General features: G+C 70.2%; 28 protein-coding genes. 12 read left to right on the top strand and 16 right to left on the bottom strand.

Annotated features, from left to right (window positions below; translation table 11 throughout):
- Positions 1–88 precede the first annotated feature (88 nt).
- Positions 89–322, top strand: coding sequence for a hypothetical protein (locus tag IU369_RS22345; protein ID WP_217924645.1), 234 nt, complete (start codon positions 89–91; stop codon positions 320–322).
- Here the strand turns inward: IU369_RS22345 and IU369_RS22340 are convergent.
- The 5 genes from IU369_RS22340 to IU369_RS22320 form a co-directional block, all read right to left on the bottom strand.
- Positions 319–933 (bottom strand): hypothetical protein, encoded by a 615-nt coding sequence (locus IU369_RS22340; RefSeq protein ID WP_217924644.1) that lies wholly within the window; start codon positions 931–933, stop codon positions 319–321. The two genes, IU369_RS22345 and IU369_RS22340, sit on opposite strands and share 4 nt — an antisense overlap.
- Positions 934–1,165: 232 nt before the next feature.
- Positions 1,166–4,822, bottom strand: a complete 3,657-nt coding sequence (locus IU369_RS23710; RefSeq protein ID WP_217924643.1) for a peptidoglycan DD-metalloendopeptidase family protein — start codon at positions 4,820–4,822, stop codon at positions 1,166–1,168.
- A 172-nt stretch (positions 4,823–4,994) separates the two neighbouring features.
- The gene (locus IU369_RS22330) at positions 4,995–5,666 is read right to left on the bottom strand and encodes a ribonuclease HII (RefSeq protein WP_217924642.1); all 672 of its coding nucleotides are present in this window, start codon (positions 5,664–5,666) and stop codon (positions 4,995–4,997) included.
- Positions 5,663–6,280 (bottom strand): dTMP kinase, encoded by a 618-nt coding sequence (tmk, locus tag IU369_RS22325; protein ID WP_217924641.1) that lies wholly within the window; start codon positions 6,278–6,280, stop codon positions 5,663–5,665. Before tmk ends, IU369_RS22330 begins: the two co-directional genes overlap by 4 nt.
- 48 nt (positions 6,281–6,328) lie before the next feature.
- A complete protein-coding gene (locus tag IU369_RS22320; RefSeq protein ID WP_217924640.1) occupies positions 6,329–7,630 on the bottom strand; it encodes a hypothetical protein in 1,302 nt (433 codons plus the stop codon).
- Between the two features lie 109 nt (positions 7,631–7,739).
- Between IU369_RS22320 and IU369_RS22315 the strand changes: the two genes are divergently transcribed.
- A complete protein-coding gene (locus IU369_RS22315; protein ID WP_217924639.1) occupies positions 7,740–8,312 on the top strand; it encodes a tetratricopeptide repeat protein in 573 nt (190 codons plus the stop codon).
- 2 nt (positions 8,313–8,314) lie between these two features.
- Here the strand turns inward: IU369_RS22315 and IU369_RS22310 are convergent, their stop codons facing one another.
- From IU369_RS22310 to IU369_RS22290, 5 genes are all read right to left on the bottom strand, one after another.
- Positions 8,315–8,728, bottom strand: a complete 414-nt coding sequence (locus IU369_RS22310; protein ID WP_246551636.1) for a hypothetical protein — start codon at positions 8,726–8,728, stop codon at positions 8,315–8,317.
- Between the two features lie 87 nt (positions 8,729–8,815).
- Positions 8,816–9,013, bottom strand: a complete 198-nt coding sequence (locus tag IU369_RS22305; protein ID WP_217924638.1) for a hypothetical protein — start codon at positions 9,011–9,013, stop codon at positions 8,816–8,818.
- A 55-nt stretch (positions 9,014–9,068) separates the two neighbouring features.
- A complete protein-coding gene (locus IU369_RS22300; protein ID WP_217924637.1) occupies positions 9,069–9,731 on the bottom strand; it encodes a DsbA family protein in 663 nt (220 codons plus the stop codon).
- Positions 9,732–10,238, bottom strand: coding sequence for a hypothetical protein (locus IU369_RS22295; RefSeq protein WP_217924636.1), 507 nt, complete (start codon positions 10,236–10,238; stop codon positions 9,732–9,734).
- A 51-nt stretch (positions 10,239–10,289) separates the two neighbouring features.
- A complete protein-coding gene (locus tag IU369_RS22290) occupies positions 10,290–11,201 on the bottom strand; it encodes a ribonuclease Z (protein ID WP_217924635.1) in 912 nt (303 codons plus the stop codon).
- Between the two features lie 110 nt (positions 11,202–11,311).
- On the opposite strand from IU369_RS22290, the gene IU369_RS22285 reads away from it, so the two are divergent.
- Complete coding sequence (locus IU369_RS22285; protein ID WP_217924634.1) at positions 11,312–11,953, top strand: hypothetical protein; 642 nt, start codon at positions 11,312–11,314, stop codon at positions 11,951–11,953.
- Here the strand turns inward: IU369_RS22285 and IU369_RS22280 are convergent, their stop codons facing one another.
- The gene (locus tag IU369_RS22280; RefSeq protein WP_217924633.1) at positions 11,954–12,439 is read right to left on the bottom strand and encodes a hypothetical protein; all 486 of its coding nucleotides are present in this window, start codon (positions 12,437–12,439) and stop codon (positions 11,954–11,956) included.
- Between the two features lie 135 nt (positions 12,440–12,574).
- Here IU369_RS22280 and IU369_RS22275 point away from each other — a divergent pair, with 135 nt between their 5' ends.
- Positions 12,575–13,573, top strand: coding sequence for a S1C family serine protease (locus IU369_RS22275; RefSeq protein ID WP_217924632.1), 999 nt, complete (start codon positions 12,575–12,577; stop codon positions 13,571–13,573).
- Positions 13,574–13,624: 51 nt separating this feature from the next.
- Positions 13,625–14,038 carry a hypothetical protein gene (locus IU369_RS22270; protein ID WP_217924631.1) on the top strand — a complete coding sequence of 138 codons (414 nt, stop codon included), beginning with the start codon at positions 13,625–13,627 and terminating at the stop codon, positions 14,036–14,038.
- Here the strand turns inward: IU369_RS22270 and yyaC are convergent.
- The gene (gene yyaC / locus IU369_RS23920; RefSeq protein ID WP_425516846.1) at positions 13,930–14,565 is read right to left on the bottom strand and encodes a spore protease YyaC; all 636 of its coding nucleotides are present in this window, start codon (positions 14,563–14,565) and stop codon (positions 13,930–13,932) included. The two genes, IU369_RS22270 and yyaC, sit on opposite strands and share 109 nt — an antisense overlap.
- Positions 14,566–14,924: 359 nt before the next feature.
- Here yyaC and IU369_RS22260 point away from each other — a divergent pair, with 359 nt between their 5' ends.
- Positions 14,925–15,437, top strand: coding sequence for a hypothetical protein (locus tag IU369_RS22260; RefSeq protein WP_217924629.1), 513 nt, complete (start codon positions 14,925–14,927; stop codon positions 15,435–15,437).
- On the opposite strand, the gene IU369_RS22255 is transcribed toward IU369_RS22260, so the two are convergent.
- Positions 15,357–16,043: a hypothetical protein gene (locus tag IU369_RS22255; protein ID WP_217924628.1), complete on the bottom strand. Its 687-nt coding sequence runs from the start codon at positions 16,041–16,043 to the stop codon at positions 15,357–15,359. The genes IU369_RS22260 and IU369_RS22255 overlap by 81 nt on opposite strands.
- Positions 16,044–16,171: 128 nt before the next feature.
- Here IU369_RS22255 and IU369_RS22250 point away from each other — a divergent pair, with 128 nt between their 5' ends.
- Together IU369_RS22250 and IU369_RS22245 are read left to right on the top strand one after the other, a co-directional pair.
- Positions 16,172–17,083 carry an ACP S-malonyltransferase gene (locus IU369_RS22250; protein ID WP_217924627.1) on the top strand — a complete coding sequence of 304 codons (912 nt, stop codon included), beginning with the start codon at positions 16,172–16,174 and terminating at the stop codon, positions 17,081–17,083.
- A gap of 130 nt (positions 17,084–17,213) precedes the next feature.
- On the top strand, positions 17,214–17,783 hold the full coding sequence (locus IU369_RS22245) for a glucosaminidase domain-containing protein (RefSeq protein ID WP_217924626.1): 570 nt from the start codon (positions 17,214–17,216) through the stop codon (positions 17,781–17,783).
- Positions 17,784–17,878: 95 nt separating this feature from the next.
- Here IU369_RS22245 and IU369_RS22240 read toward each other — a convergent pair whose 3' ends face one another.
- Positions 17,879–18,844, bottom strand: a complete 966-nt coding sequence (locus tag IU369_RS22240; protein WP_217924625.1) for a LuxR C-terminal-related transcriptional regulator — start codon at positions 18,842–18,844, stop codon at positions 17,879–17,881.
- A 565-nt stretch (positions 18,845–19,409) separates the two neighbouring features.
- Between IU369_RS22240 and IU369_RS22235 the strand changes: the two genes are divergently transcribed.
- From IU369_RS22235 to IU369_RS22225, 3 genes are all read left to right on the top strand, one after another.
- On the top strand, positions 19,410–20,852 hold the full coding sequence (locus tag IU369_RS22235; protein WP_217924624.1) for a replication-relaxation family protein: 1,443 nt from the start codon (positions 19,410–19,412) through the stop codon (positions 20,850–20,852).
- A gap of 156 nt (positions 20,853–21,008) precedes the next feature.
- Positions 21,009–21,593: a helix-hairpin-helix domain-containing protein gene (locus IU369_RS22230; protein ID WP_217924623.1), complete on the top strand. Its 585-nt coding sequence runs from the start codon at positions 21,009–21,011 to the stop codon at positions 21,591–21,593.
- Between the two features lie 161 nt (positions 21,594–21,754).
- Positions 21,755–23,128 (top strand): LCP family protein, encoded by a 1,374-nt coding sequence (locus IU369_RS22225; RefSeq protein ID WP_217924622.1) that lies wholly within the window; start codon positions 21,755–21,757, stop codon positions 23,126–23,128.
- Here IU369_RS22225 and IU369_RS22220 read toward each other — a convergent pair.
- Complete coding sequence (locus IU369_RS22220) at positions 23,125–24,057, bottom strand: DUF1385 domain-containing protein (protein WP_217924621.1); 933 nt, start codon at positions 24,055–24,057, stop codon at positions 23,125–23,127. The two genes, IU369_RS22225 and IU369_RS22220, sit on opposite strands and share 4 nt — an antisense overlap.
- Before the next feature lie 174 nt (positions 24,058–24,231).
- Here IU369_RS22220 and IU369_RS22215 point away from each other — a divergent pair, with 174 nt between their 5' ends.
- The gene (locus tag IU369_RS22215) at positions 24,232–24,567 is read left to right on the top strand and encodes a hypothetical protein (RefSeq protein ID WP_217924620.1); all 336 of its coding nucleotides are present in this window, start codon (positions 24,232–24,234) and stop codon (positions 24,565–24,567) included.
- Positions 24,568–24,593: 26 nt separating this feature from the next.
- Here IU369_RS22215 and IU369_RS22210 read toward each other — a convergent pair whose 3' ends face one another.
- Complete coding sequence (locus IU369_RS22210; protein WP_217924619.1) at positions 24,594–25,469, bottom strand: hypothetical protein; 876 nt, start codon at positions 25,467–25,469, stop codon at positions 24,594–24,596.
- Between the last annotated feature and the right edge of the window lie 3 nt (positions 25,470–25,472).

Genomic DNA, 25,472 nt, shown 5'->3' with positions numbered 1-25,472 from the left:
GATCCGAGAAGCGAAAGACAGCGCGAGGCTGAGACGGCGTGCCACTGTCTGCTCACGAGCGGAGGCATCGAGCGACACCATGCCGAGTGTGAAGAACGTCAGCGATGGCATCCCGGTCTTCTTCGAGACCTGGGATGAATACAAGGCCGATGTCAGAGGTCGCTCGAGCGCGGCGCCCGCTCCCCTGAGCGAGCCGGACTGCCACTTCTGCCCCACCTGCTGGAACCAGCGTAAGACCCTCGTGAAGTCCGAGGGTGGCGGCTACGTCTTCGACTGGTGCATGACCTGCCTGGCTCGCGGGGTCGTCCCCTCGACGCCTTAGGGCGCCGAGCCCGACTGGAGCGGCGAGATGCTGAAGTTGGTCACGACGGACTCGTTGGGGGCGAACTCGAGCCGCAGGACGCCGGTCGCCGGGTCGCGGTCAGCACCGCGCTGGTAGACCAGGAGCGCCGAGCGGGCCCCCGTCTGGGGGTCGCGCTGCAGGCTCGCGCTGAGGATCTTGACCTTCAGCGTGACCCCCTTCGGTGCGGCGTCGCCGTTGGCGGCGAGGTCGCGGAAGCTCTTGAGCGTGTTCGGGGCCATCCGCGGGCGGAGGATCTTGACCAGCGCCGCGGCGTTGCGGCCGTTCGAGGAGAGGATCGCCTGTCCCGCGACGACGGCGTTCTCGGCCACCCGCTCACGGTCGGGCCAGCTCACCGTGCGGAACTCGACCACAGGGCGGCCGGTGGGGAAGAGGTCGGCGACCGAGGAGATCACCCGGGGACGGGGGCGCGCGGGGCGGGGCGCAGGCGCCGGGGGCTCCGGCTCGGCGGGCGTCGCCCGGGGCGGGGAGGGCTCGTTACCGGGTCGAGGATCCGGCACCACGACCGCCGGCTCGTCGGGCGCGGTGGGGACCGGGGCGACCGGCTGCTCGGCGACCGTCTCCGTGGGCATGGGGTCAGACCCCCCACCCCGGGAGAGCATGACGACGGCGCTCAGCAGGGCGAGAGTGCCCAGGGCGATGACCGTGCCACGACCAGGGCGACGCCGCGGGCGCTTGGGCGCACGGTTCGTGGCAGGTCTCGGGCTCCCCGTGCGGGGGGAGCGGATCGCAGGCGGCTCGTCGTTCATCGATCTGGATGATCGGCCGATGAGCTGATCGAGGGCTCGGTTCTCGCCGAGTTCATCAGTCCTGCTTGGACTCGGCGTAGGTCGCGATGGCGTTCGAGACGGCGGTGGCGATCCGGTCCTGGCTCTGGGCGCCCGTCACGAAGGAGGTGCCGCCGCGGCCGGCCTCAATCAGCACGCGGGCCTCCGCCCGGGTGCGGTAGAAGCCGTAGTAGCGCATGGCGCGACGGTCGTTGGCCTTGTTCTTGTTGCCGAGGCCCGTCCAGTCCGGGGCTCCGATCCCGCGCATGCGCCGGTCGACCTCGCGGGCGAGGGCTCGGGAGTTGGCCTCGACGCTCGGCGAGACGGTCGTCGCGGGCGTGCGGTGGGGGACGGCGCCCGGCACCGGGGTGTCGCGGGCGGTGCCGACGCCGTCGCCGGCGTAGTAGTTCTCAGAGGCGCCGGCGAGGGCGTAGGCCGCGAAGCCTCGCCCGGAGCTGTCGGCGACGTCATGGTGGATGCTGACGAAGGCGAGCCCTGGTGCGTTCATCGGGTCGACCATGCCCTGCATCGGGCGGGCGTCGATGCCGCGCGCTGTGAGCTTGGAGATCACCTTCTGGGTGACCGCGGTGTTGAAGGCCTCCTCACCAGGAGCACCGGTCTGCGCCGCATAGCCCGGCTCGCGCGGTGCGCTGTGCCCGGCCTGGACCCAGACGGTGTCCTCGTCGGCCGCGGCGACCTGCTGCGCCCCGCCTGAGACGTTCTGATTCCCCTCCCAGAAGGGCTTGTAGCGGACCCACTTGATCCGCGAGCTGTACTGATCGAACCCGTCGTCCAGGACGACCCGGCATCGCATGCCCGAGGAGGGGCAGGCCTGACCGCCGGAGGCGTGGAGGTACTTGTTGTCGCCGGCGTAGATCACCATGTGCCCGCCGCCGTTGGAGAGCACCAGGTCGCCCTCGCGGATCTGGGACCAGTCAGTGCCTTCCTCCCACTCGCCCGGGTGCGTCTGGGCGGCGTCATCGAAGGTGTAGGTGATCCAGCGGCCGCCGGCGGGCAGGGGCTTTCCGATCTGGCCGAAGATCCAGCTGGGCAGCCCCGAGCAATCGAAGCTCTCGGCGCCGGCGGCGCCCCAGATGTAGGGCTTGCCGATCTGGGCCCGCGCGAGCGACATGAACTGCTGGAGGAGCGGCCCGCCGTTGCCCCCGGTCGAGGAGCTCGCCGAGACGCCGTTGCGGATCGCGTCGTACCACTGGTGGACCGAGGCCACGTAGCAGGCGGTGTGCTTCTCCTGCTCCCCGTAACGGACCCGGACCGCCTTTGAGACCTTGTCAGTCGGCATGCGGCCGCTGTAGGGGCCGCCGGAGGCCGGGGTGGACCCCGAGCCGCCCGTCCCCGCCTGGCTGGTGTAGTCATCTCCGCCGCCGGTGTGGACGGGCTTGGTCGGGTCGCCACCCATCTCGGTGTAGAGCGCGGTGACGTTGCCGAGCCAGTTGCCGTTCAGGCCGGTCGGGTCGTTCGCGGCGCCCACGGGGCAGTAGCGCGCCTGGATCTCGGGGATGGTGTCGAGGCCGTCCTTGCGGTAGTTCACGAGGGTCCGCAGGAGCGACTGGATGCCGGCCTCCCAGGTCTCGTACTGACGATGGGGACCCAGGCCCCAGGCGTTCTTGAGCGAGGCGGCGTTCGAGGAGTCGGTCGCGAACTGGCTCTCGGCGCCGGCGATCGCCAGGACCATCCTCGGGTCGACTCCGGCCTTCTGGCTCTCGGAGACGATGAAGTCGATGTGGGGCAGCAGGGGCGACTGGGCGCGCTTGCGCTCGAGGTACTTGGACAGGTAGGCGGCGCTCACGGGCGAGACCGTCGACCCGCCGGAGGTCGGCGTGCTCGGCACGGAGATCGAGCCACCCGAGCCGCCAGACCCACCCGAGCCGCCCGAGGCCGCCCCCTGCTCCCAGCTGGAGAGGTGCGGGAAAGGGTTGATCGCCGAGTCGTAGCCGGTCGGGTGGACCTCGAAGTGGAGGTGGGGCGGGGTCGAGACGGCGTTGCCGGTGTTGCCGACATAGCCGAGGATCTGGCCGCGCTTCACCTGGGCCCCGTCCTTTGAGATCGGGGCGAAGCTGTCGAGGTGGGCGTAGTAGAACTCGAGGCTCCCCTGGCCGACGAGCCAGAGGCGCTTGCCACCGAGCGTGTTCGAGCCGACCTGGCGCAGGCGACCGTCGGTGACGGCGACCACCGGCGTCCCGCGGGCGGCGAAGATGTCGGTGCCCTTGTGGCCACCGCGGCCGTCAGAGCGTGCCGCGCCCCAGTCGTTGGTGTAGTTGCTCGCGCCGTTGACCGGGAACGAGTAGGTCCCCGGCAGCGCCGTCCCGCCATCGACGCCAGGCCCGGCGACCGGGGTCGATCCGGCGCCGGCGAGCAGCTCCTGCGCCCGGGCGAGCTGGGTCTGGTAGCGACCTCGGTACTGGGCGGCGGGCCGCTCCACGTCGGCGATGAACTCGCCGTAATTGGAGGGGACGAGGTCCACGTTGACCCACTGGGGCTTCGCCTTGACGGCCTTGGCCTGATCGACGAACCACTGGATCTGGAGCTCGGGGTTCTGGGGGTAGCCGGCGTAGGCACCGCTGTCCCAGATGCTCGTCCGCATCTGGAAGAATCCGACCGAGTCGGCGTGGCCGTAGCCGATGTTCTTGATCAGCCCACCGGTCTCGACCAAGGCCGCCATCACCGGGAGCTCAGGCGGGAAGCCGGCCGCGGCGGCCTTGGCGGCCATCCACGCCGCGCGCTGCTCGATCGGCGCCTCATCGCCCGGGTAGGTCGCCGGGCCCGTGCCGTTGAAGCCGCCGCCGACGGTGGTGCTGGTGCCGATCGGCGCCGGGAAGATCTCGCCGTCGAGCGACTCGTCCACGGGGCAGCCGTTCGCGGCGTCGCCGTTGTAGCGCCACTCCTTCGCACCCCGGGCGCCGTTGGCCGACAGAAGGGCGGCGTAGCTGAAGATGGCGTCGACCGGGTCCCGTGCGTCGACGATGCCGTCCGGCTCGTAGCTCGAGATCCGGGCGTTGTCGTCGTCCTCCTTGACCTCCTCGATCGTCTTCAGCTCCCAGCACCCCTCGCCGGCCCCGGAGAACGAGACGTCGGTGGAGCCGGCGTCGTAGCCGAAGCGGTCCCACTCCTTGCGGGTGACGCTCATGAAGCCGCCGCTGCGGCCGCCGGTCGAGCAGTTCTCATCACCGAAGTTCGAGCGGGCGCCCGCGATCGCGGCGACCACCTGCCAAGGGACGTCGTGCTCCTGGCCGGCGGCCACGAAGATCGGGATCAGCCAGCCGCGGTCGGGCGGGATCGCGCCGCCCTCGCGCTGGGCGAGGGCGTTCGGGTCGCAGAGCCCGGCTTCACGGTATGAGGGCGGGTTGTTGGCGCAGTCGAAGTAGGCGCGGATGGTCGCGTTCAGACCGATCTCCTCGGACTTGTCCACCAGCCGCTGACCGGCATCGACGAGATCGCACGTCGAATCGCCGACCAGGGCACCGGCCAGGGGCACATCACAGGTGAACGAGATGATCTGACTCATCACCGGCGCGCGGATGATTGCCGAGGTGACGTAGACGATCGGCATCAGGACGGCACTGACAGCGATCAGTCCACCGAGAGCCGTGCCGAACAGGGCGCAGAGGAACAGATACCCGCGCGATCCCTTACGGCGCGCACTGATGTACTTGTATGCGCGCTGCCAGAAGATCATGGGCGCGACGCTAACAGCGGACCTCCGCTGCTTCCCGCTTCTCGCCACTCCCACTGACATCGGTGGTTCGGGCGCTCATCGGTCCGTAACATGCCGCGGACCCCGATGGCGGGGTCCGCGGACTATGAGTGCTGGGGCCTGAGGGGAGAGGGGAGGGCCACGCCAGCGGTTGTTACACTGACAATGCGCCGGATCTCGGAAGTGCATCAGAACTGACGCCTTTGGCGCTCTGTGCCACCCCCTTGAAGCTGAGGCGATGGGCAGTGCTCGGGCCGAGATCCGCGAGGGCCTGCGTGTGGGCTCGGGTCGGATAGCCGGCGTGGATCTCGAACCCGTAGCCCGGGTGGCGGCGCGAGAGGGCCTCCATCACGCGGTCGCGGCTGACCTTGGCGATCACGGACGCGCAGGCGATTGATGCAGACAGGGAGTCTCCGCGGACCAGCCGCCGGTGCTCCGGCGCGGAGGGCCCGAGTGCGAAGCCGTCGACCAGGCGGGCATCGACGTCCTCACCTCCGAGGGCGAGTGCGCGGATCATCAGCGACACGTTGGTGCGGTGAAGGCCGCGGGCGTCGATGGTCGCCGCGCAGGCGTGGAGGACGACGACGCGATCGGCGATCCGGAGGATCTCGGGGTAGAGGGCGCCGCGCCTCTTCGCGCTGAGGCGCTTGGAGTCGTCCACCTCGGCGATGATCCTGAGGTCGGCCGTGCCGAGGTGTCGGTGGTCGATGAGCACGGCCGCGACGCTGAGGGGGCCGGCGAGGCAGCCGCGGCCGGCCTCATCGCAGCCGAGGACCCGCGTTCCGATGGCTCGATCGTGGTCGATCAGCGCCGAGTGGCCACTCACCGGGTCGTGGCGTCGCGCAGCTCGTCGACGCGCGCGCTGACGGCGGCGGCGATGGCGCGCGGGGAGCTCGTGGCGTCGAGGACGAGGAAGCGGTCCGGATCGGTGGAGGCGAGGCGAAGGTAGGCCTCGCGGACGCGCGCATAGAACTCGATCCCGGAACTCTCGATCCGGTCCCGTCCGGAGATGCCGATGCGGGCGGTGCGCTCCTGCTCGCTGATGTCGAGGAGGACCGTCAGGTCCGGCTCGAGGCCACTGGTCGCAAGCCGGCAGGCCTCGGCGGCGACGTCATGGCCGAGAGCCCGGCCGTAGCCCTGGTAGGCGATGGTCGAGTGGATGAAGCGGTCGAGGATGACGACCTGGCCGAGAGCGAGGGCCGGGGTGATGACATTCGAGACGAGCTCCGCCCGCGCCGCGGAGAAGAGCATCAGCTCCGTGAGGGGGTCCAGCGTCAGGTCCGGGTCGATCAGCAGCGCGCGGATCTGCTCGCCGACCCGGGTCCCACCCGGCTCGCGCAGCTTGAGGCAGGAGACGCCGCGGTCCTCGAGATGCTCGGCGAGGAGGGCGACCTGGGTGCTCTTACCGGCGCCGTCTGAGCCTTCGAAGGTGATCAGCATGCACCGAGGGTGCGTGCGCCGATCGACCAGGCGCCGGGATCTCGCTCGCTAGCGCAGGCGGAGCACGTAGGCGCGCGTGGTGAAGTTCCCGGCGAGGTCCTTGACCTGGAGCGTCAGCCGGTAGGCACCCGGGGCGAGACGCCCGACCGGCACCCGCAGGCGCTGGGTCCCGGAGTCCCGGACGAGCTTCTCGCGGGAGACCAGGAAGTTCTTGCGCGAGCCGGCCTTGCGCACGACCCAGGAGACACGCAGGTTCGGCGCGAGCTTGTCCTGCACCCGGATGGCGAGCGTCGCCGTGCCCTTGGCGCGCAGGGTGAAGGCGCGCTTTCGGGTGGTGAAGCGCGGGGCGGTGTTGTCGATGAACACGACCCGCTTGGCGAGCGAGAGGTTCCCCGCCCGGTCGAGGGCGAAGGCCGTCAGCTCGTAGCGACCGTCCCGGGTGGCGAAGGTCTTGGTGTTCCATGGGACGCGTGCGGAGTCGACATCGACGTCGGGGTCGATGTCGGACACCTCGCCGATGTTGGCCGAGGGGACGGCGCCTCCCGGTAGGACGGTCCGGGTCGTGTATCCGACCCGGGCCAGGCCGGAGCCGAGGCCATCCTCACGCGCCCGGACCCGCAGGTTCACGTTGCCGCGAAGCCAGCGGGCGGACGGCTCGAGCCACGTGATCCCCGGACCCGCGTTGTCGATGACCAGCGAGAGGTTCGGGGAGATGGCGCGCCTGTTGCCGGCGTTGTCCACCGCGATGATCTGGAGGGGTGAGAGGTTCGCGACCCCGGCGAGCGGCAGGAAGGCGCGGGTGGCGGCGGTCCGGACACGCTCGGTGCCGGAGACGACTACCTCGTAGTGCGCGACGCCGGTCCCCGTGTCGGCGGGGCGGTCCCACGCGAGCTCGACCGAGGCACCGCGTCCGATCACCGCCTGGCCGGAGCCGCTGGGGGAGCTGATCAGCGGGTTCGAGATCGAGAAGGGGGAGGGGGCCGTGGAGTCGACGGTGATGTCCACCCGCCGGGAGGCGCCATCCGAGGGCACCGTGTAGTCGCAGCCGGCGTTCGTGGTGGCCCGGAAGGTCAGCGAGTAGCGCCCGTCGGCCGGAAGGCTGACCGCGCCGTCGAAGCGATCGGCGCCGGCCGCGACGAGGTCCGCGGTCGAGACCGACGTCCCTGCGCCGTCGCGGACCTCGAGCCGGGCGCAGAGCGCGCCGGATGCTGTCACCGAGACCGGGACCGCACCGGACGCGGTGATGATGTCCGCGGCGGGTGTGCTGGTGGAGATCACCGGAGGCGCCGCCATCGCCGGCGAGGCTGCAGCGGCAAGGACCGCGAGGGCGATGGGCAGGGGGTGTCTCATCCGATCGAGGCTAGGAGCCGGCGTTCAGCGACACCGCCTTTTCGTCTTGGGGAACGGCGGGAGCGAGAAGCGGGCGAGCGGGAGCGCCCCGACGCCTAGCGTCGCCCCCATGTACGACGACCCCGACGACTTCTCCGCGTGGCTCAACGACCCCGAACATCAGGGAGCGGTCCCCGAGGGGGCACCCCTCCACGGCCTCGCGCGCGAGCTCGGGAGCTTCTGGGACTCCGAACAACACCCCCTCGTCCTCGCGGAGGACGAGCTACGCGGCGGACGCCCCAAGGCAGCGATCCGGCTGGCCAGCTCGGTCGCCCTCTGCGGTGATCCGCAGGAACGCGCCCCTGCCTACTGTCTCTGGGCGGATGCCCTCATGGACCTCGATCAGCTCGACGGCGCCGAAGCGGCCTACCGGGCGGCTCTGGTCTGCGTGCCGGGTAGCCCGGAGGCCCTGTTCGGGATGGCGCTCCTCCACGGTCAGCGTGGCGATGCGCCCGCTGCCGGCCGCTTCGCTTTGGTCGCACTCGAGAACGCCTGCGCGGACGCCGACCTGCTCTCGCGTCTGGCCCCGCAGATCGCTGGCTTCCTCGATGGGCTCGACATGCGCGCTGCGGTCCTGGCGACGATGCAGAGGATCGGCTGGGAGCCGGCCCTGACCGCCACCTGGCTCGACACCCTGCTCTAGGCCTAGAGCCCCGAACCCAGCTGGAGTGCGCCCCCGCTCTCGAGCTGTCCCTGGATGCGCTCCGAGACGGTCGAGCCGTCGGAGAGGACCGTCCAGGCCAGGAACTCATCCTCGATCGTGGTGATGCCGCTGGTGACCGCCTCGAGCTTGGCCTTGATCACCAGTGCCAGCGCCCGCCACCGCTGACGCTCGGCCTGCTCGAGCGCGACGCGGGCGACCGCTGGCGCGCGGACCTTCCCTGTCGGGGTGTGCCCGAACTCCTCGATCTGGGGCAGGTCCATCGTGAAGCGGATGGTCCGATCGCCGATCCGGAACATGATCCGCGCGCCGGCTTCCTCCCACGAGTAGGCGAACCCGCTCGCCCCGTAGCGGCGAAGAGTCCTCTCGATCTCAGACCTCGAGCGGTCGCTCGTCACGCTGGTCTTCTCCGCGAACCGGCCCGCGGGCATGCTCAGCTGACCGCCGCGAGGTGAGGAGTCCCCGCTGTCCAGGTGCCCGTCATGTCAGTCCCCGTCGCCGAGACGCTCGATCTCGTTGCCGAGCCGGCCGTCGCGCCGCAGCTGGACGAAGGTGAGGGCCAGGGAGACGACCGCCACCGCGACGAACGCGAGAAGGATGACGCCCGGGAGGCCGACGATCGCGCCGAGGATGAGGCCGCCGAGGCCGATCAGGAAGGATGCGTTGAGCAGGGTGCGGGACATGCGGGCGATGATGGCAGCGGCCCCCTCGCAGCTGCCGGCATCTTGATAGTGACGGCTAGGGCCCGGCCACCTCGGCGATCGCCCTGTCGATCGCTGCGGTGTCCTGGATGCCGTTCAGCACGACCTCGCCACCCTGGCCGCGAACGACGAAAGCCGGTGTGAGGGTGATCTTGTCAGCCGCAGCCCTCTGATCCGCCGACGCGAGGTCGTTCAGCCGCTCCTGGCCCCGGGCGAGGTCGGCAGCGAAGCGTTCGAGGTCGAGCCCTGACAGCTCGGCGATGGCATAGATCCCGGGCACGCTGACCTCGGCGGTGCCGGCGCGCCGGGCCGCCAGCCAAGCCTCGGTGAAGTGCCAGAGCCGACCCTGCTCTCCGGCGGCGTAGGAGGCGAGGGCGAGCGCACGGGACTCCTGACCGCTTCGCGCGAGCACGAGCCGCTCCACGGCCACGTCACCCCGGGCGACCCGCTCGCGGATCAGGTCGGGGATCACGGTCTCGCTCTGGAGCGCGCACGGGTCGCAGAGCAGATCGATGTACTCGGTGATCTGGAGCGTCGAATCGCCGCCGAGCACCGTTCCCGCCTGGGGCACCCCGTCGAGTACGGTGAGCGCGGGGCCGATCGCCGGACCGCTCTCCCCGCCTCCGATGCGCGCGAGGCCGATCATCAGCAGGAGCGCGCCGAGGAAGCTGAGGCCGATGATGATGAGGCGACGACGCATCTATTCGCGCTCGCCGAGAGCCGCGGTGTGAGCCGCGGTCCAGACCGGGCCGTGGGTTCCGCAGAGCGCGTGGAAGTCATCGCGCTCGACCTTGATGCCGACGCTCCAGCCACCCGCCCCCATGCCGCCCAGGAGCGCCGGGGGCATGCGGAACTCCACGGGACCGCCGTCCGAATCCGAGGCCATGGACTCCGCCCCCTTCTCCAGCACCCGGAGGGCTTCGATCGTAACCTCACAGATGAGGTTGACGCCGCCGTTGCCGATCGGGGTCAACGACGCCCGGACCTGTGCCTTCGGCGGGGACGCCACGGCCCGCCGAACGCACAGGGTCTCGCCGAAGCTGCGCAGGATCGGGTTGCCCTCGATGCACATCCAGCTCAGCACCGTCGTGTAACCCGCCGGGGCTCCTGGCGTCTCGAAGTCCGAGATGAACTGCTTCAGATCACGCTGTGACAATGCTCCCCAGGCGACCGGTCGGGTCCCGCCGTAGTCGATGTCGAGTCTCATAGGTGGCGATCATCCAGGAGCAGGACGCCCCAACGCCGGCTTTCTCCGCCTTCAGTCGCGGTGGGTGACGCTGATGCGGTCATAGTCATCCGGGATGATCGCCTCGGGGAACTCGCGGCGTGCCTCTGAGAGGACCTCGATCGTCTCGTAGCGCGAGGAGATGTGAGTGAGCGCGAGTGAGCGCACGCCGGCCCGCCGGGCGAGGGCGCCGGCCTGGAGGGCCGTGCTGTGCGCAGCCTTGTCGGCCAGCGCCGCATCCGCCTCGAGGAAGGTGGCCTCCATCACCAGCAGGTCCGCCCCCGTGGCGGCCCGCTCGAGGGTCTCGCAGGGCGTGGTGTCGCCGGAGACGACGACGCGGCGCCCGGGCCGCGGGGGACCGATCAGATCGGCTCCGTCGATCTCGGCTCCACCGGCGAGCGTGAGCGTCTCCCCGCGCGCCAGCCGACCGAGTTCGGGGCCCTCGGCCACACCGAGGGCACGCGCCCGCTCGGCGTCGAAGCGCCCAGGGCGCCCATCCTCGACGAAGGCCCAGCCGAGGCTTGAGATCCGGTGGTGGGTGGCTACCGGATCGATCCGGTAGCCGTCGCGCAGGATCGCCTCCCCGCGGGTGATCTCGCGGATCTCCAGGTCGTAGCGCAGGGGACCGATGAAGCCGGTCATCGCCCGCACCAGCTGCCAGGTACCGGGAGGGCCGTAGATCTCGAGCGGATCCCGGCGGCCCTGGGCGCTCCAACCCTTCAGCAGCCCCGGCAGGCCCATGTAGTGATCCGAGTGGCCGTGGGTGAGGAGGACCAATGGGATCATCGCCTGGCTGACCTCGGCCAGCAGCAGCGCCCGCTGGGTTCCTTCTCCGCAGTCCACCAGCACGCGGTCCGAGCCGCGCATGACCAGGCAGGAGGTCAGCCCGCGCGTGCGGGTCGGAGAGGTGGCACCGGTACCGAGAAAGCAGACGCTGAGATCCATGGATCCAATGTAAGCGCCCCGGATGGATCGGACGGTCAAGACTCCGCGCCGCTCGCGGATGAAGGTGAGAACTCGGCGTACTCGCACCGGTCCCCTGTCAGTCTCACGGTATGAGAACGACGGTCCTGAAGGCGCGCGTGCCTGGACAGCGGGCGATCGCCCTCGACTTCGACTCGACTCTGTGGGACCTCAGCAGGGCGACAGCCCGGGAGGCGGCCGCGGAACTCGGTCGTGATGAGGACGAGCTCCTTGCGATCATCTCGGCCGAGTGGGGTGGGATCGATTCTCTCGGAACGCCGGAGCAGGTCATGCGATGGTTCCGGCGCTGCTTCGTCATCGAGGGAATGCGCCCGCACGGCCTGCTGGCGGGCGTCGAGCTCGCCCTGGCTGAACTCGAGGCGGCGGGCTACCACATCGTGGTGATGACCGCGCGTCCCGATGACGTGATCGACCACGTCTGTGAGTTCCTCGCCGAGTTCAGGGCTCCGGTCCACGAGGTCCGCTGCGGCTTCTACGACAAGATCGCCGAGTGCGTCAAGGAGGGCATCGACGTCCTGGTGGACGACAAGCCGGAGACGATCGAGCAGGCCCACGCCGGCGGGATCAGGGTCCTCACTCTCCGCTGGCCCTACAACGCCGAGGTGATCGACCGCCTCGGCATCGAGCACACCGAGACCTGGACGCCGGACTTCACCGAGCGCCTGAAGACCCTTCTCGGGCCGGCTTCACCGCTCTCCGCCCCGACGATCTGATCAGGGGCTGAGCGGCGCCGAGATCAGCGCGTGCTGCAAGGCGTCCGTGATCAGGGGCTTGACCGTTCGCAGGCCGAGTAGCCGGCGAGCGATCACGCGCCCCTCGAGCGTGTCCACCCAGGCGCCGTGGAGCACATCCTGCTCCAGGAGGCGCTCCCAGACCCCGTAGGCCGAGGCCTGGCGGAGGTCGTAGACCACGTGGAGCCCGGCCGATTCGCTCGGGCCGGTGAGGCTGAGGGTGATCTGAGGGGCGTTCGCCACCGGTGAGATCAGCAGCGGTCCGCTCAGGCCGCGCAGGGCGGGAAGCGGGAGTGCGCAGACGAACCAGAGCTCGTCGTCCTGCTCCCAGAGCCCGACCGCCTCCTTCGCCCGGTGCCCGCGATCCTCGTACATCAGGAGTCGCCAGATCGCCGGAGGGACCCCTGTCGGCGCCACCGCGGGTTTCTCGCCGAAGGCTTGGGCGAAGTCGAAGTGCTCAGCGTCCATCTCACAGGCCAGGCTAGGCCTGGCGAGCCCGTGGATGCTCGGAACTCGGCCAAAGCGAAAGCGCGGTGATGTGGCGAGCCGGCTGACATCAATCGGCGGATGCGCCCCCGCCATCCGAGCTTCCCCGTCGCACTGGTGATCACCGGCGTCTTCGCGGCGCTCACCGTCTGCGTGGCGACCCTCTGCATGGTGGTTATCGGGCCGTCAGACCTGCGCGGTGAGACCGTCCCGCGGCCAGCCTTCGATCCTCAGACGCTCTATCAGGAGGCCGCCGGGTCGATCGCCTTCATCGAGTCCGTGGGGGCCGACGGGCAGGCGGGGAGCGGCTCCGGGTTCGTGGTCGAGGGCGATCGCATCCTGACCAACGAGCACGTCGTCTCGGACGCGCGCTCGGTGATGGTCTCCTTCCCCTCGGATCGCGAGCCGCGGGTGGCGACTGTCGTCGGCGTCGACGTCTCCGCCGATCTCGCTCTGCTCAAGGTGAATCAGGGCACCCTCCCGCCTGCGCTCTCGCTCGGCTCAGCGACGGATCTCTCGCCGGGGCAGCCCATCCTGGTGATCGGGGCCCCGTTCGGTCTCGAGCTGAGCGCCTCGACCGGCATCGTCTCGGCGCTGAACCGGCAGATCGTCGCCCCGGACGGTCTGCTGATCTCCAACACGATCCAGACCGACGCGGCGGTGAACCCCGGCAACTCGGGCGGGCCGCTGCTCGACGCCGAGGGCCGGGTGGTTGGGGTCGCAACCCAGATCGCCGACGCCGGCAACTCGGCCAACGTCGGGGTCGCCTTTGCGGTTCCCTCGGACCTGGTCGAGCGCAACCTCCGGATCTGGCTCGATGGTGGTCAGGTGGAGCGACCCGGGCTCGGGATCCAGGTTGCCGAGGCGCCCGGCGGCGCCGGCGGCGTGGTGATCACCGGCTTTGATGCCGGCAGTCCCCTGGCGGGCAAGGCCGGGGTGAATGACGTCATCCGCGGGATCGACGATCTGCCGGTGCGCGGCATCGCCGAGCTGCTCTCCCTGCTTTCTGCCTACCAGCCCGGAGACCGGGTGGAGCTCGACATCTCGTCCGGTGGAGAGCTCGGCACGGTCGAGGTCGCTCTCGTCCGGCGCGACGCTCCGGCCGATGCCGGGTGAGGTCAACGTGAAAGCCATCCGCCCGAGGGTGATGCACCTATGGTGCGGGCGGTGAGCACGAACTCCGACATTGCGCAGGCGATCGCCACGGCGCTCAGCGAGCGCCTCTGCACCTGGCAGGCGCGAATCGTCCCGATCGGCGCCTACCTCGATGTCCTCCCCGGCCGGCAACGCCCGATCGTCATCCGGATGGAGATCCATCCCGAGTACCGCGGCCGCGTTGACCGCGAGGGTGATGTGTTCGCCCAGGAGAACGCCGTCCTGATCCAGATCGAGAGGGACTGCCAAGGGGCCTTCCGCTGGGACGAGGGCCTACTTGCCGACCCCTGCCTGCTCGGCCGGCACGGGATCAGCCACTACCTCGCCGACCAGGCCCGGCTGCCACTGATCCTGGAGTTCGTCTCCGAGCACGCCCCGCTGAGCGACGAGACCCGCCGGCTCGGCTTCGAGGACATCGCGGCCTGACCATCGCTCTCTGAGAGCGCCAGCGCGCCTCGGAGGGCACTGTCGATCCGGCGGGCCATCTGGACCACCAGGTGCAACCTGATCGAGGAGAGGGTCAGCATCGGCTCCTCATCCAGGGGGCCGACGACGCCCGACAACGAGATGTCCCCGATGCCCGGTAGCCCCTTGCCGACCGTGGAGCCGGGAACCAGCGGCCCCTCGGTGAGGAAAAGGCCTCCGGTGTGGCGGAGGTCTCCGAGCGCGGCGTCGACCGCGATGACAAGAGGCCGGGCCTTGAACGTGGCAAGCGACGCTGTCAGGCGACCCTCGAGGTTCAGGGCGTGAAGGGGATCCTCGATCGACCCGACTACCGTGACACCCGCGGGCGCCGAGCGGTCGAGGAGGTCCCCGGTGATCGGACCGAGACTGTCCCCCGTGCTGCGATCGGTTCCGATGCAAGCGATCAGGACGCCGTTGCAGCGAGCTTCCCACTGGGCTCCGAGAGCTTGGGCGAGTCGCGCTGAGAGAGCGGAGTCGCCACCCGGCATGAAGAGGTCACTCACATGGAGACGGTAGGTCGTCTTTCGGCGATCGCCGCTCGACTCGCGGAGAGGTCATGACCGGCCGGAGGTAGCGGTAACCTCCCAGAAGCTCACAGTCGAGCCGTGAAACACCCTGTTTCACATGCACTTTTCTCGTTGCGTGATGTGATCAGTCCACGATCGACTTCATTGATCGTCGCCTCACCGGACTCCGGTGAGATCGCGCTCGCCACACGATCCTGCGGAGGTTTCCGCCCATGGCCGCGCCACTGACCCAGGCCCCCAGAGATGTACGCGACCGGGTCGCACATTCCGTTCTTCTCCGCGATGCGCTTGCGGGGTTCCTTCCCCTCGAGGTCCGGCTGGTGCCGGCCACTGACAACCCCGAGCCCGGGCACCAGGACCTGTTCGACACCTGGGGAGAGGAGGACGTCGTCCACCTCGGTGTCCCCGAGGGGGCCAGTGAGGAGCGGGTCCTCGAGATGCTCTGGAGCCTGCGGCTGCTCGCCGCCGGATGGCCGGACCCGCTCGAGGCCCGAGCTCCTGTCGGCCGTCTGCGGCGCCGGCTCCTCACCGCAGCCGCGCGCTGGTGGTGCGCCCAGGAGGATGCTCTCGACCTCGATGGAGTGCGGGAGGACATCAGGGACCTGCTCGGCCGCCTCGGCGCCGACGACGAGGATGGCAAGGAGGCCGTCTCCCAGGCGTTCTGCCTGGCCTGCCTCGGCGGGGAGATCTCCCAGACCGTCCTGACGCAGATCCGGCGCCTGGACCCGGAGATGGCCGTGCGCCTCGAGGCCCTACTGGGTCAGGTCGACCGGCCGCCGGTCACCCCGGAGGAGGCTGCCGACGCCGAGGTCTGGTTGCTCGGGACGGCCTGAGGGGTCGGCCAGGACGATCCCGCGGCGGCGCGCCTCGGCGCTCACCGCCGCGGCGTCGGTGTGCCGGCCACGGCGTCGCTCGCGCGCCAGGTGGGCCTCCACGAGGTCGCGGAGGGTCTGTGCCTCCTGGCCGACCTGCGCGCGGATCTCCACCGTGGCCGCGTCGGCGACCGGCGGGCAGGCCAGGTCCTGCTCGAGCCTCCTGGCCTCGATGGCCAGATGATCGATCCTCACGGCGGCGTGATCCAGGCGATAAGTCGCGGCGATCGCCGTCCATGCAGGACCGCCCGGCTCTGAGCGGGCGGCCTCCAGCAGGCGCAGGTGCTCTGCCTGGTGCGCCCGCGCGCGGCGCACCAGTAGGCAGCTGGCGGCGTGGGAGCGGCCTCCCTGGCCAGCGACGGAGATGGCCAGGAGCTGGCGCAGGTCAGACGCAGGGCCAGTGGCATCGGCCAGGCGCCCGCGCCCCGGCCCGAACAGGAGCCAGCCCTCTGCAGCTCCGAGTCGGCGCTGGCGCTCGAGCTCTGCGGCGATGAGGCGATCGGCGACCTCGCCTGCCTGGTAAGCCAGGGCGTCGAGAACCTCGTTGGCGCTCGCCCACGGTCGCACGGGCAACCGGGTGTGAGCGCGACGCCGCAATCCCATGGGGATGATCTAAGCGGCACCGGATGGACACGGGCCGGATTCTCAGCGAGAACGGGGTCGGTCACAGCGCGGTGGTCTGTAGACCTTGAGCGGTGATCGCGCCCTCATCCTCTATCGACCTGTTCCCCGGTCAGGGATCTCAGCAGCCCGGGATGGCCGGCCCGCTGATGGAACACGAGGCCGGGCGCCGGACCATGGGAGAGGCCTCCGACATCATCGGCGCGGACCTCGCCCTCATCGGGACGGACGCCGGAGCGGACGAGCTGGCTCAGACCGCCATCTGCCAGCCGCTCGTGCTTGCCTGCAGCGTCGCCGCCTGGCGCATCGAGCACACGGCATCGAGCGGCGGCGCCCTCGGGCACTCGCTTGGGGAGTACGCGGCGCTTGTCAGCTGCGGAGTCCTCTCGTTCGCTGACGCCATCGGCCTGGTGCGGATCCGCGCGGAGCTGACCTCGGCACTCGCCGCCCGCCGCCCCGGGGGCATGAGTGCGATCCTCGGAGCGGACCTCGATCAGATCGCCGAGCTTTGCGCCGGCGTCGGAGGGGTGTGGCCGGCGAACGTCAACTGCCCGGGGCAGGTAGTGGTCTCCGGGCTCACGGAGCCCCTGGCCGGAGTCGAGGCGGCCGCGATCGGCCGGGGATGGCGCGCGCGTCGCCTCGCGGTCGAGGGCGCCTTCCACTGCCCCTTGATGGAGGACTGCCTCGATGACTTCCGCGCTGCGGTCGCCCGGGTCTCGTTCACCGCGCCGCAGCGGACCTTCGTCTCGGCGACCTCAGGGCGAGTCGAGTCGGATCCGACGAGGCTTGCCGAGCTGCTCGTCACGCAGCTGGTGGCGCCGGTGCTCTTCCAGGATGCGATCCGTGCCGCCCGCGGGGCCGGATTCGACAACGGCGTCGAGTTCTCGCCTCGAACGACCCTCCAAGGACTGGTCCGGCGGATTGACCCCGGCATGAGTGTGCGCTGCACCTACCCCTCCGTGAGAGTCGCCTTCTCGCTCATGTAATCGCTGTTGCGGGCTCACATGCAGCGAGGTTCGCCCAACGGATGTTGTCGGCATGAGCCGATACCGCCGCACTCACGATCCCATCGTCCCTGCCTGGGTTGTCCTCCTGATCCTGATCACCATGCTGGCGATGATCGCTGGCGTGGAGCACAGCGACGGTCCGGACCCTGAGCGCCTCGGGATGACCACCTCCCACGCGGTCGCCTCGGCCGGCCCACTCGACTCTGGCTACCGCTCCGCGGTCGCATCGCCCGACGAGGCGGGGCGCCTGGACGAGTGGATGCTCGCCCGCACCCCGGACTCGCCCCTGGTCGGGCTGGGTGAGGCGTTCGTCCGCTCAGGCCGGGCCCACGGCATCTCCCCGGCGTTCCTCGTCGCCGTCGCGCGACACGAGAGCCTCCTCGGCACCGCTGGCCCCGGCGCGGCCGTGAACAACGCCTTCGGCTGGGGACCTCACCTGCCCTTTGCAAGCTGGGAGGAGAACATCGAGACGGTGGCAAAGGGGCTGTCCGCCTACTACCTGGCCGAGGGCCGTGAGAGCATCGTGGAGATCGCTGCCAAGTGGGCGCCGATCGGCGCCGGCAACGACCCCGCTGGCCTGAACGCCAACTGGGTCGCGGGAGTCTCGTCGATCTACCGGGAGCTTGGCGGCGACCCCGGGACCAGCGTCGCGCTCGCGCCCCGCACCAGGCTGGTCTGAGGGGCGTCTAGCGAGCGGGGAGGCGCGGCGCCGACCGCGTCGACATGCGCCACACCCGGAGGCGTCGATCGGGCGCCGCGGTTGACACGCCGCAACTAGAGCCAGCCCTGCCGCTCGCAGAGAAGGACGGCCTGCACCGAGTCCCTGACGCCGAGCTTCCGGTAGATCTGCGACAGGGTGTTGTGGACGGTCGAACGGGCGATTCGCAGCCGGACTGCGATCTCCGGCGGCGCGACGCCGGCGGCGAGCAGACGCATGATCTGTCGCTGACGCGGGGCGAGGGGATTGTCGACGCGGTTCATCGACAATGCCGAGGCGACCGAACAGGAGCCGCTCGAGATCGCGGCCAGGATCTCCACCCGCTCGCGGCTCACCCCAACCGCTTCCGCTGCGGCGATCGCCCGTCGGTAGCCCTCCTCCGAGTCATCCGCATGGGTGATGGCCTCGGCCAGCCAGACGCAACGCTCCAGTGAACCGATCGGCGGGTCGAGGCGATGGTGGGACTCGACCGCCCGGACGATGTCGGGGGAGAAGCCGACCTGCCGGCAAGCCCAGGCACCGACGCTTGCATGGTCGGCGCGGAGTCTCCGATCCGCCTCCGGCGAGTCGTCGGATGATTCGCGATCGCCCTCGAGACCGATCAGACGGATCAGCAGGTGCTCGCCGATGTCGTGGAGCAGTCCGGCCAGGCGCGCGCTCTCGACCCGGCGCGGGCAGAGGTCGCCGGCCAGAGCGGCCGCGATCGCGGCAACCGAGACGTCATGGCGGACACGAGCGACCGATCGGAAGCACCCGTCCGTCGAGTGCTGACGCAGGCCCTGGAGGGTCTCCAGCAGCCAGGGGTAGCCAAGGCGCGATGAGAGCCCCATCACGTCGGTCCCTACTGAGGTGGGAGCTGTGGGCGCCGACATGCCGACACGGAAGAGATGGATGGTGAGACTGGCACTGGAGTTGATCGCGTCCTGGAGGCGGTCATGCCGAGGGGGCTTTTGAGCCGCGGCCTCCTGGGCTGCGAGCAGGAGCGAGCGCGGGACGAACAGTGTCTCGAGTGCGCTGAGCATCCGAGTCGTGTCGGATCCTGGCATCCGAGCCGCGTCGCGCCCGGGAATCCGGGCCGGGCCACGCCCGAGCAGCCGTTGCGAACCAGCGGAGGCAGCTGAGAGCACAGCGGTCACCTGTCTTCGGGAGGGTTTCGCTCTGCCGGCACGCGGGGTGCCAGCAGGGCTCGTCCTCCATGATTCGTGCCAGGGCGGCTCCCAGTGTCACCGGCGCAGCGTTTTCCTACGAGATTCATACCTTTGGAGCCGTAGCCGACTCAGGCCATCAGGGGTTGGTGGCTCATCGAGAGGCTTACACGGGGGCCGTACGACCTCCGGGGAAGGAGGCTTTTGTCACGAGGAGGGTTGTGTGGAAGGCGTGGCGGGGGAGGTGCGCGGCGGCCGGTGGGCGGCGTATGGCGACTCATAGGTTGTTATTTGCAGGGGATTTTGCGTCAGCAGCGGATGGGCCCGTGATGCTGGGCGAGACGTGGACGGGGCTGATGGTCCCGAGAGGGCCCTTCTCTATAACCGTGACGGCCGGAGGTTGGGCTCAGGGCGTCTCAGGGCCGCCTACTGTCGCGATCCAATGGGCTCTTCGACGTGTCAGCTGTGCCGTGCCTACTCCAGGAGCGTCGACGACGAGGCCTCGGTCGAGCTCTGGCGCCTCTGGGCCTACCAGCACGACGGCGCCGACCAGATCTCCGATCGCCTTGGCGCATCGGGATCGGCCATGAGCGCCCGCGCGGTGCTCGAGCACTTCCGCGACCATCAGGTCCTCCAGCCGCGGCCGGGGCGGCGGATCAACCGGGAGCTGCTGATCGCCTCGATCGAGCGTGCCCGGCCCCACCTGCGGTCCATCATCGACCTCGTATGGCGGATGCGCTTCGTCACGGCGGAGATGATCGCCCCCCTCTACTACCCGCCGCGGCGCCAGCGGCTGTCGAAGAACTCCGAGGTGGTCACGGACCTGCTCGGCCTCGCCCGCCATGACTTCCTCTACCGCTGGTATCCGCCCAAGCCGCTCTTCGGGCGCCCCGACGGTGAACCCCTGTGGTTCCTCGGCCGCGATTCGACGCCCTGGGTCGAGGCGCGCTACCAGGCCCGTGTGTGGCCCGAGCACTTCACCGTCCGGCCCGACCAGATCGGGACCAAGCTCCTGACCCACGACCTGATGGCGAACATGCTGATCGCACGCATGGGCGAGCTCGCGCGCGGCGGCGAGGTCTCAAGTCGCGGGGCCCGTGTGCGTCTGGATGTCCCCCCGGTCAACTGGTACGGCCCCCGCCACATGGGCCTCTCGTTCCAGGACCGGCTGCGCGGGGAGCGCCGGCTCGTCCTCCCCGACGGGTTCGCCAGTGTCAGTGGCTCGCTCGTGGATCCACGTCCGGGCTGGCCGAGCTCGTGGGCCTGCCCCTTCTACCTCGAGTTCGACCGTGGCTCGCGTCTGATCCCGGACGTCGTCGATCAGCTTCTCGGCTACCACGCCCTGGCGCTCTCGGGAGCGGCCGGCAAGAGGTTCCCCCAGCTGGACATCGATGAGTACTCGGTCCCGGTGATCATGGTCTTCGAGATCGCCTCGCGCGTGCGCAAGATCGGGATGCGGCTGCGTGAGGTCCTCGTGAGCCGGGGGATCACCCGGCCGGCGCCGATCATCCTGGTGTCGCGGGCCGAGCTGGAGGCAGGAGGCTGGCAAGATCCCGTCGCGGCCTACATCGGAGACCCGCGGCCTGATCGTCGCTGGCCCCTGTACGAGCTCGTCGAGAGGCTCTCGGACCCTCTCATCCGTAGCCGGCGACTCGCCGCTCACACCGCGCTCCGGATCGACCCCAAGGGCGCCAACCGCCCGCGAGACACGAACCCGCCCAGACCGGCTCCCCAGCCCGCCCTGCCAGCAGCCGGGGCGTCGGCCCCGGAGGTCTCCTCACCAGCGCCGCTGGGACCCGCCGGCGACACGGAGGGGGCACCTGGCACGCGGGCGGACCGCGGCTCGGCTCTCATCGTCTCGGGGGAGCCGACGCAGGCCCGGTAACGGGCCTCCCGCGGAGATCCCCGAGTGGATCGATCCCGCCGGGCGGCCAGACTGCCCTTGGCACTCACCTCGCTGTTCGGCGAGCGCGTCCATCCCCGCTGTGCGAAGGCTGCGCGGGATCTCGAACGGCGCGCCTAGTGTCGCTCGTGCCTGACGATGTTCCTCGACCACGCCCAGATCCACGACTGGACCGCCCGCGCTGATCGGGTGTTCTTCGGCGTGGGCCCGCTCGGCCTCAGCGCCCTGATCAGCGCCCGTGACCTCGAGACGATCGAGAGCCGGCGCGGGGGAGTGGTGGTCCTCAGCCTGCACATGCTCTGGAGCGATCAGGGGCCTGAGCTCTATGCGTTCTCAGACCCGGTGCGTCGGGACCTCTTCCGCGCGCTCGGCCTGATCCACGGGATCGGCCCCGCAAGCGCGCAGGCGGTCGTCGGGTCCGGCCGCACCATCGACATCCTCCGGGCGGCGGCAGGGCGCGACAGGTCTTTCTTCACCCGCATGCCGGGGATCGCCGACAAGCGCGCCAGCCAGCTGATCTCAGAGATCGAGCGCGCCCGGGTGGTCAACCTGCCGGCTGCGCTGCCGGTGCCCGTCTGCCTGTTCGTCGAGGCGCGTGAGGCGCTGGAGAGCCGCGGCCTCAGCTCGGACGACGCCGAGGACGCGCTGATGGCGGTCCTCTCACGCGGCGTCACGATCCGCGACGCGGCGACGCTTCTCGCACAAGCGGAGGAGGGCCCGTGAGGCTCGACCAGCCGCCGGTGATCGCTTCGGCGCCGACCACCTCACCGCGCAGACGGAGACGGGGCGCTCGCATCCTCCGCGGACTCGGCGCGCTCACATGCGCCCTCCTGCTGATCGGAGGCGGTGTCGCCGGCTGGGCCTGGTGGCAGGGGGAGAGGCTCGTGGACCGTTTCGGATCCGGGGACAAGGCCGCGGTCGTAGATGCGACCCTGCCCTTCCTCGGCACGGGGGCGCCCGGGTCGGCCGAGGTCGATCTTCCCGCTCCCGCCGGCGCTCAGCAGACGACCAACGTCCTGCTGATCGGGTCGGACACCCGTACCAGCTCCGGAGGCAACTCGGACACATTGATCCTCGCCCGCCTCGATGACGCGAAGGGGACGATCTCGCTGCTGTCGATCCCCAGGGACCTGAAGGTGCCGATCCCCAAGCACCAGGACTTCAAGATCAACGGCGCCTACTCGATCGGCGGCCCGGCGCTCACGATCGAGACCGTGCGCGACTATTTCCAGGTGCGCATCGACCACTTCGCCGTGGTCGACTTCGCCGGCTTCCAGAAGCTCGTCGAGACACTCGACGGCGTCTACCTGTCAGTGGACCAGCGGTACTTCAACCGCAACGACGGCTCGGCGGAGAACAACTACGCGGATATCGACCTGGAGGTCGGCTACCAGAAGCTCGAGGGCGCGGACGCTCTCAGCTTCGCGCGCTTCCGCCACACCGACTCGGACTACTTCCGCCAGGCCCGCCAGCAGATGTTCCTCTCCGAGCTCAAGAGGGTCCTCTCCACCACTCTCGGGCCGAGCAACCCCGGAAAGCTGCGCAACGTCCTCGAGGCCACTGCCGACGCCACGACCAGCGACATCTCATCCCTGACGGAGCTGATCGACCTCGTCAACGCCGTCCGCGACGTCGCCCCGGACCGGGTGTACCGCTTCACCATCCCCACCACGGGCGGGCTCGAGTCCGACGGGCGCTACTACCTCTACGCCGACCCAGAGGAGGTCCAGGAGGTCATGCGGGCCTGGCATGACCCGAGCGCCCCGCGCGAGCCGGTTCCCCAGGCCTCCCGAGAGGGGAGCGGAGTCGAGGGCTCCACCCGCGAGGATCGCGCCGTGGCCGCTGACGGGACGGGCGACGACGGGGGACAGGCGGCCGCGCTCCTGGAAGGCCTGTCGGCGGATGCCGGCGGGCTTGCGGTGTGTGCGCCGGCGCGCCGGCCGGTGGGCTCCAGCTACCTGGAGGACAACCACCGCAGCTACCGGCTGAACAACAAGCCCTCGATCGCCCTTGCCGGGAGCCTCGGCTCAGGCCGCAGCTTCCTCTGGATGTGGAGCGCCTGGGACCGCCCGCCGATCCTCGACCAGCCGCACGAGACGCGCACCATCGACGGCCGCCGGTACCGGCTCTACCGCGATGCCGGGCACCTGCGCGTCGTCGCCTTCACCCAGGGCGCGACGACGGTCTGGCTGACGAACACCCTGCGCGGCGACCTCTCGGACAAGACGATGCTGACCATGGCGACCAGCTGCCGCTAGCGCGACGGTGAGCCGGCCCGCAGCGCGTCGTCCAGGGCGCAGCAGGCGACCTCGAGCTCACGCGGTCCGGGCTCTGCAGTCGTCAGGCGCTGGGCTGTCATCCCCGGCATCCGCAGGATGCGGGCGGTCCGGCCCGACCCCTTGGAGACCAGTCGCTGGCCCTCGAGGGCGATCGCGGTGATGAACGGCGCGCAGATGATCCGGGTCAGGATCAGCGCCGTGTAGCTGAACGCCCCGGTGAGGGCGAGGATCGCTCCGTAGATCGGAATCGAGATCAGCGCCGAGCCGATCAGGAAGCTGGTTCCACAGCGCGGGTGGAAGCGGCTGAAGCGCCCGGCGTGGGCTGCGGTCAGGGGGCCGCCGGCCTCGTGCGCGGCGATCGCCTGGTGCTCGGCGCCGTGGTAGGCGAGGAGCTTCCGAGACCTGGGCGCGAGGGCGATCAGCCGCAGCGTGCCGAGCAGCAACGCCACGCGCAGTGTCGCCTCAGCGAGGATGAACGCCGCACCGGTCAGGCCGGCCTCCTTGGCGAGTACGAGGGGGCCGAGGCGGAACAGGAGGAACTGGAGGGAGAGGCCGATCAGGCCCCCGGCCACCGCCGCCAGGGCGACCATGGGACGCGAGGGAGGGGTGCGATCGGTCTCGCGGGGTTCCTCGATCAGATCCGCCATGACCTCGAAGGCCCTCTTGGCGCTGGTCCCGGAGGCGCGAATCGAGAAGAGGGCGCGGATCCCCGGCAGGCGCGCGAGGCGGTGCCGCGACAGCCAAGGTGTCGGCGCAGTGAATCCACGCACCGCCAGCGAGTCATCAGGTCGCCTGACGCAGACAGAGATCCTGTCGCCGGCGCGCATCATCACGCCGAAGGGGAGGGCGCTGCCGCCGACAAGGCGCGCGCGGGTCGCCTCATCAGGGCGGTCGTTCTCATCGCTCACCGACAGGAGAGTAGGTGCGGTTCCCCGACGAACGCGGCCCTCTCGCATGTCAGTCTCGAGGGGGTGCCGCGCCTGCGAAACCCTGACGAGCGCCCCGTCCGGATCGGGATCGACGGAGTTGTCGTTGACGGAGGTACACCCGGCGCATCGGCCGCACCGTCGTATCGTGGGGGCATGCCTCTTGCGCTCGACCATGTCCGTCCTGCGATCATGCGGGTCCGTCGCTTCTTCCAGCGAGGGCGAGGCGTCAGCGGGACCAACCTCACCGAGTGGCTGTCCGGGGCGTTCCTCCTCGGCGCCGGACTCATCCTCGTGCGCCAGGGCGACGGTGTCCTCGGATACCCGTGGCTCGTGGTGGGCGCGCTGATCTGCGGAGTGAGCCTCCTCGTCGAAGGCGCTCACTGCGTCGTCGGCTTCTCCGGCCGTCGGCGCCTTCGCTCGATCAGGCGCGAGGTCCTCGCCTTGGAGGCGGAGGCCGCGTCCCGGCGCGGTGGACGGCCTCCCGGCTGATCTGCAACTCGCGCCCCAAGGAGGGCTCAGCGCGCGAGCCAGCGCCCCAGGACGGCGGCCCTGAACGGGTAGAGGCGCTCGAAGGAGAACCCGTCGAACAGCTCACCCGAGAGCCGTGAGAGCTGCCAGTAGCCCGCGGCGCAGGCGAGATCCTCGGCATCGGCGGTCTGCTGGACCCAATGCTCCACCCAGCGCGCGTCGCGGGCCTTCTCGCGGTGATGGGCGGCGATCCGACGGATCGAGTTGGCCCGGATGACAGCGACATAGTCGCTCAGCCACGGCCCTCCCAGCCGGAGGTGGCGTGCGAGACCGAGGTCCGTCGGGTCCTGGGCGATGGGACCCAGGTGGAGGTAGATGGAGCGACCCGGGATGATCTCGCGGGCGAGGGGCTGGAGGCGTCGTCCCAACCGCCGCCCGTGGCGCATGTCCGCCATGAGCGCGGTCCGCCACTCGCGCCTCTGCGCTGGGGTGAGCTTGGCGTTGTAGGAGCCGGCCAGGACATGCATCGCCTCGTGCGCGAGGACGGCTGAGGTGAACAGGCGCTGTGTGTCGTTGTTCACGAGGCTCTCGTGGAATCGGATGCGCCCCGTGCGAGTGTCCGCATCGGCTGTGTTCCCACCCGCCTTGGCGAGCTCGGCCGGTTCGTGCGCACCGGAACGCCTCTGGGAGCTCCTTCGGATCTCGCAGATCGACGCGATCCCCGGCTTCAGCGGGGCAGGCAGCAGGTCGTAGGTGCCGCTCATGGCCTCGAGGCGCCAGCTCGCTTCTCCGTGGTCCATCGTCCCCGCGGCGATCAGTGGACGCCCCGCACTCGCCGGCAGGTACCAACTGGGGCCGAGTCGATGGGTGGTCCCGAGACGCGGCTCGAGGAAGAGGTCGGGGCTGTAGAGGGCGTCGAGCATGCC

Source organism: Miltoncostaea oceani (assembly GCF_018141545.1).
GTDB classification, from domain to species: Bacteria; Actinomycetota; Thermoleophilia; order Miltoncostaeales; family Miltoncostaeaceae; genus Miltoncostaea; species Miltoncostaea oceani.
The sequence above is the reverse complement of the archived record's forward strand: the minus strand, read 5'-3'. Positions and strand labels throughout refer to the sequence as shown.